Below are 5,032 nucleotides of genomic sequence, written 5' to 3'. Positions count from 1 at the left end.
ATATAGAGGAGAAAAACGAAAATGGAGGGACGCCCGGATGTTTCTTTCGCCACGCCACGCCGAAATCATCCAGATGGCGAAAGACCACGGCCGGGTTCTGGTCGAGGATCTGGCGACGCATTTCAATGTGACGCCGCAGACCATCCGCAAGGACCTCAACGATCTGTGCGATCAGCGGCTGCTCACCCGCATCCATGGCGGCGCGCTGTTCCCGTCCGGCATCGAGAACATGGAATACGAGGCGCGGCGCAAGATCGCGGCCGACGAGAAGGAGGCGATCGGCGGCGCGGCGGCGCGGTTGATCCCGGACAATGCTTCGCTGTTCATCAATATCGGCACCACCACCGAGGCAGTCAGCAAGGCGCTTCTCGACCATAACGGGCTGATGGTCATCACCAATAACATCAATGTTGCCAATAGGATGCGCATCTATCCTACGATCGAGGTGGTGATCGCCGGCGGCGTGGTGCGCGGTTCCGACGGTGGTGTCGTCGGCGAAGCGGCCGTCGATTTCATCCGCCAGTTCAAAGTCGATTATGCCGTCATCGGCGCCTCGGCCATCGATCATGATGGCGCGCTGCTCGACTTCGATTTCCGCGAGGTGAAGGTGGCGCAGGCGATCATAGCCAATGCGCGCCACGTCATCCTGGTCTCCGACCGGACCAAGTTCGAGCGCACGGCGCCGGTCCGGATCGGCCACCTTTCGCAGGTGAATACCTTCATCACCGATCGTTGCGACATCCCCTCGATTCGCCGGATTTGCGAGGAGACCGAGGTCCGGCTGATCGAGACGGCGCTCGAATAGCGGTGCTTCATGGCTGTTTCACGCAGCGATGAAATTTCGTTTGACATTCGCTTTGAGTTCGAAATAATTCCGTCACGGTTTCGTAAAACACAAAAATGGTGCAATGCGAAATCGTTGGAGGAACTTTTGGACACATCCCCGATCCATGACATTTTCGTCATCGGCGGCGGCATCAATGGCTGCGGTATCGCCCGCGACGCCGTTGGCCGCGGATTTTCGGTTTACCTTGCCGAGATGAACGATCTGGCGAGCGGGACGTCCTCCGGCTCGACCAAGCTTATCCATGGCGGGCTTCGCTATCTTGAATTCTACGAGTTCCGGCTGGTGCGCGAAGCGCTGATGGAGCGCGAGGTTCTGTGGAAGAACGCGCCGCACATCATCTGGCCGATGCGCTTCGTCCTGCCTTATGCCAAGGGCCTGAGGCCCGCCTGGCTGATCCGGCTCGGGCTGTTCCTCTACGATCACATCGGCGGGCGCAAGCTGCTGCCTGCGACGAAGACGCTGGACATGGCGAGCGATCCGGCAGGCAAGCCGCTCAAGCCATTGTTCCGCAAGGCTTTCGAATATTCGGATGGTTGGGTCAATGACGCTCGTCTGGTGGCGCTGAACGCTCGTGACGCCGCCGACCGGGGCGCCATCATCCGCACCCGCACCAAGGTCGTCAGCGCGCGCCGCGACGCCTCAATATGGACCGTCAAGGTGCAGAACGTGCTGACCGGCGACACCGAAGAGGTTCGCGCGCGGCTTCTCGTCAACGCCGCCGGCCCGTGGGTCGATCACGTTCTGCAGACAGCCGTCGGCCAGAACGAAGTCCATAATGTCCGTCTTGTCCAAGGCAGCCACATCGTCGTCGCCAAGAAGTTCGACGATCCGCGCGCCTATTTCTTCCAGAACAAGGACGGCCGCATCATCTTCGCCATTCCCTACGAGGAAGAATTCACGCTGATCGGGACAACCGACCGCGACTATCCAGGCGACCCGCACGATGTGAAGATCTCCGACGCTGAGATCGACTATCTGTGCGCTGCGGCAAGCGAATATTTCGCGGTAGCCGTGAAGCGCTCCGACATCGTCTGGACCTATTCGGCGGTGCGTCCGCTCTATGACGACGGCGCTTCCAAGGCGCAGGAAGCGACGCGCGATTATGTGCTGAAGGCCGATGGCGGGGAGGGCGTTGCCCCGCTTGTCAACGCCTTCGGCGGCAAGATCACGACCTTCCGTCGGCTTGCGGAATCGATGCTTGAGAAGATCGAAGGCTTTCTCGGCAAGCGCGGCAAGCCTTGGACGCATGACGCGCCGCTGCCGGGTGGTGATTTTCCCGCCACCGGTTTCGACGCGCAGGTCGCCAGGCTGAAAAAAACCTATCCGTTCCTTGACCAGAGGCTGGCGCGCCGGTTTACGCGGCTCTACGGCACGCGCGCGGAGAAGCTGCTCGGGCTCGCCAAGTCGAATGCCGATCTTGGCCGCAATTTCGGCGCCGATCTTTTCGAGGTGGAGGTTCGCTATCTCGCCGAGAACGAATGGGCGGTCACCGCCGATGACGTGCTGTGGCGCCGCACCAAGCGCGGCCTGCATTTCAGCCGCGAGCAGACGGCGGCACTGGAAGAATTCATGCGAGGGCTGAGCAGCCGTCACGTCGCGGCGGCGGAATGACGATCGACTGCTGAAGCGCAAGGCCGGGAGGAGGCGTGATGCTGGAACTGAGGAACGTGACGAAGACGATCGGTGCGCAGGAGCATATCCGCGACGTGTCGCTGACGCTTCAGCACGGCTCGCTGAATGTTCTGCTGGGACCGACGCTTTCCGGCAAGACCAGCCTGATGCGGCTGATGGCGGGTCTCGACGCGCCGACGTCCGGCTCGGTCTGGTTCGACGGGAAGGACGTTACCGGACAGCCAGTGCAGAAGCGCAACGTCGCCATGGTCTACCAGCAGTTCATCAACTACCCGGCGATGACGGTTTACGAGAACATCGCTTCGCCGCTCAGGGTTGCAGGCGTGGACCAGGCAAGGATCGACAAGGAAGTGCGCAATGCCGCCGCGCTTCTCAAGCTCACGCCTTACCTCGACCGCACCCCGCTCAACCTCTCGGGCGGCCAGCAGCAGCGCACGGCGCTTGCGCGCGCCATCGTCAAGAACGCCAGCCTGGTGCTGCTCGACGAGCCTCTCGCCAATCTCGACTACAAGCTGCGCGAGGAATTGCGCGCCGAATTGCCGAAGATTTTCGCCGCCGCGGGCACGATCTTCGTCTATGCCACCACCGAACCGCACGAGGCGCTTTTGCTGGGCGGCAACACGGCGACACTTTCGGAGGGCCGCGTCACGCAATTCGGACCGACCGTCGAGGTTTTCCGCAAGCCGGTCGACCTGGTGACGGCAAGGACCTTCGCCGACCCGCCGCTCAACACCATCGTGCTCTCCAAAAAGGGCGCGGACTTCCTGCTCGAAGGCGGCGTCAAGCTGCCGGTGCCGCCGGAACTCGCCGGCATTGCGGACGCCAGCTACACGATCGGCTTCCAACCTCATCATTTGTCGCTGGAGCGGCCGAACGCCAGCGCGGTACCGGTGCGTGCCAAGGTCACCATCACCGAGATCACCGGCTCGGAAAGCTTCGTCCATCTCGACTTCGCCGATGCGCGCTGGGTGATGCTTGCGCATGGCATTCTCGACTTCGAGACGGACGACGAGGTCGAGGTGTTCATCGACCCGCGCCACATCCTGGTGTTCGACCACAACGGCCGCGCCGTGACGGCGTCGAAGCTGGCAGCCTGAGGAGGATCAGATGGCGCGCATCGACGTCAATCATATCCGCCACTCCTACCTGCCCAACCCACGGAAGGATTCGGATTTCGCGCTGAAGGAGGTGCATCACACCTTCGAGGATAGCGGCGCCTATGCGCTGCTTGGGCCGTCGGGCTGCGGCAAGACCACCTTGCTCAACATCATTTCGGGATTGCTGCATCCCTCGCACGGCCAGCTTTTGTTCAATGGCAGGGACATCACCAATCTGTCGACGCAGGAGCGCAACATCGCGCAGGTGTTCCAGTTCCCGGTCATCTACGACACCATGACCGTCTACGACAATCTGGCCTTCCCGCTGCGCAACCGTCGCGTGCCGGAGGCGGACGTCGACCGCAAGGTGCGCGAGACGCTCGACATGATCGATCTCGCTTCGCTGGCGAAGAAGAAGGCGCGCGGGCTCACCGCCGACCAGAAGCAGAAGATATCGCTCGGCCGAGGCCTGGTTCGCTCGGACGTCAACGCCATCCTGTTCGACGAGCCGCTGACCGTGATCGACCCGCACATGAAGTGGGTGCTGCGTTCGCAATTGAAGCAACTGCATCGCCGCTTCGGCTACACCATGGTCTATGTCACGCATGACCAGACCGAAGCGCTGACCTTCGCCGACCGCGTCGTGGTCATGTATGACGGCGAGATCGTGCAGATCGGCACGCCGGCCGAACTCTTCGAGCGGCCGCGCCACACTTTCGTCGGTTATTTCATCGGCTCGCCGGGCATGAACGTGCTGCCGGTCGCGCTGGAAGGCAGGACGGCGAAGCTCGGCGCGCAGCGCATCGAGCTTCCGGGCGTGCCCCAGACTGCTACCGGGAAGGCGGAAGCCGGCGCCGTCGAGCTCGGCATCCGTCCCGAATATGTGCGGCTCGGCCGCGATGGCATGGCGGTGCAGGTCTCCAAGGTCGAGGACGTCGGCCGCCACAAGGTCGTGCGCGCCAATCTGGAAGGTAGGGAGATCGCCGCTGTGATCGGCGAGGACGACGAAGTGCCTGCCGACCCGAAAGTCCGGTTCGATCCGGCCGGCATCAACATCTATGCCGATTCCTGGCGCGTAGAGATGGGGGCCTAGATGGACAAAACCTGGAACAACAAGGCCTGGTTCCTTGTCCTGCCGGTTCTGGTGCTGGTGGCCTTCTCGGCCGTCATCCCGCTGATGACCGTGGTCAATTATTCGGTGCAGGACACGTTCGGCAACAACGTCTTCTTCTGGGCCGGCACCGAATGGTTCGAGGAGTTGCTGCACTCCGACCGGTTCTGGGAAGCGATGGTGCGCAACCTGATCTTCTCCTTCATCATCCTGGCGATCGAAGTGCCGCTCGGCATCTTCATCGCGCTCAACATGCCGAAGAAGGGCTGGGGCGTGCCGGTCTGCCTGGTGCTGATGGCGCTGCCGCTGTTGATCCCGTGGAACGTCGTCGGCACGATCTGGCAG

4 protein-coding genes and 1 pseudogene are annotated in these 5,032 nt (G+C 62.1%); all 5 read left to right on the top strand.

Features of this window, described 5'->3' with window-relative positions; all coding sequences use genetic code 11:
* The first annotated feature begins 37 nt into the window (after nt 1-37).
* Entirely contained in the window at nt 38-805 is a 768-nt protein-coding gene (locus tag EOA27_RS21440) for a DeoR/GlpR family DNA-binding transcription regulator (protein WP_042642634.1), read from the top strand.
* A gap of 126 nt (nt 806-931) precedes the next feature.
* The gene (gene glpD / locus EOA27_RS21435; RefSeq protein WP_126082593.1) at nt 932-2,458 is read left to right on the top strand and encodes a glycerol-3-phosphate dehydrogenase; all 1,527 of its coding nucleotides are present in this window, start codon (nt 932-934) and stop codon (nt 2,456-2,458) included.
* A 38-nt stretch (nt 2,459-2,496) separates the two neighbouring features.
* Nucleotides 2,497-3,576, top strand: coding sequence for an ABC transporter ATP-binding protein (locus EOA27_RS21430; RefSeq protein WP_126082594.1), 1,080 nt, complete (start codon nt 2,497-2,499; stop codon nt 3,574-3,576).
* A 10-nt stretch (nt 3,577-3,586) separates the two neighbouring features.
* Complete coding sequence (locus EOA27_RS21425; RefSeq protein WP_126082595.1) at nt 3,587-4,669, top strand: ABC transporter ATP-binding protein; 1,083 nt, start codon at nt 3,587-3,589, stop codon at nt 4,667-4,669.
* Nucleotides 4,670-5,032, top strand: a pseudogene (locus EOA27_RS21420) (sugar ABC transporter permease); the annotation flags it as partial.

The organism is Mesorhizobium sp. M2A.F.Ca.ET.037.01.1.1 (assembly GCF_003998075.1).
Classification (GTDB): domain Bacteria; phylum Pseudomonadota; class Alphaproteobacteria; order Rhizobiales; family Rhizobiaceae; genus Mesorhizobium.
The sequence above is the reverse complement of the archived record's forward strand: the minus strand, read 5'-3'. Positions and strand labels throughout refer to the sequence as shown.

What these genes read in the sequence shown, in the direction of transcription:
- EOA27_RS21440 (WP_042642634.1), top strand. Translation starts at nt 38, where the DNA reads ATGTTTCTTTCGCCACGCCACGCCGAAATCATCCAGATGGCGAAAGAC.
- EOA27_RS21430 (WP_126082594.1), top strand. Translation starts at nt 2,497, where the DNA reads ATGCTGGAACTGAGGAACGTGACGAAGACGATCGGTGCGCAGGAGCAT.
- EOA27_RS21425 (WP_126082595.1), top strand. Translation starts at nt 3,587, where the DNA reads ATGGCGCGCATCGACGTCAATCATATCCGCCACTCCTACCTGCCCAAC.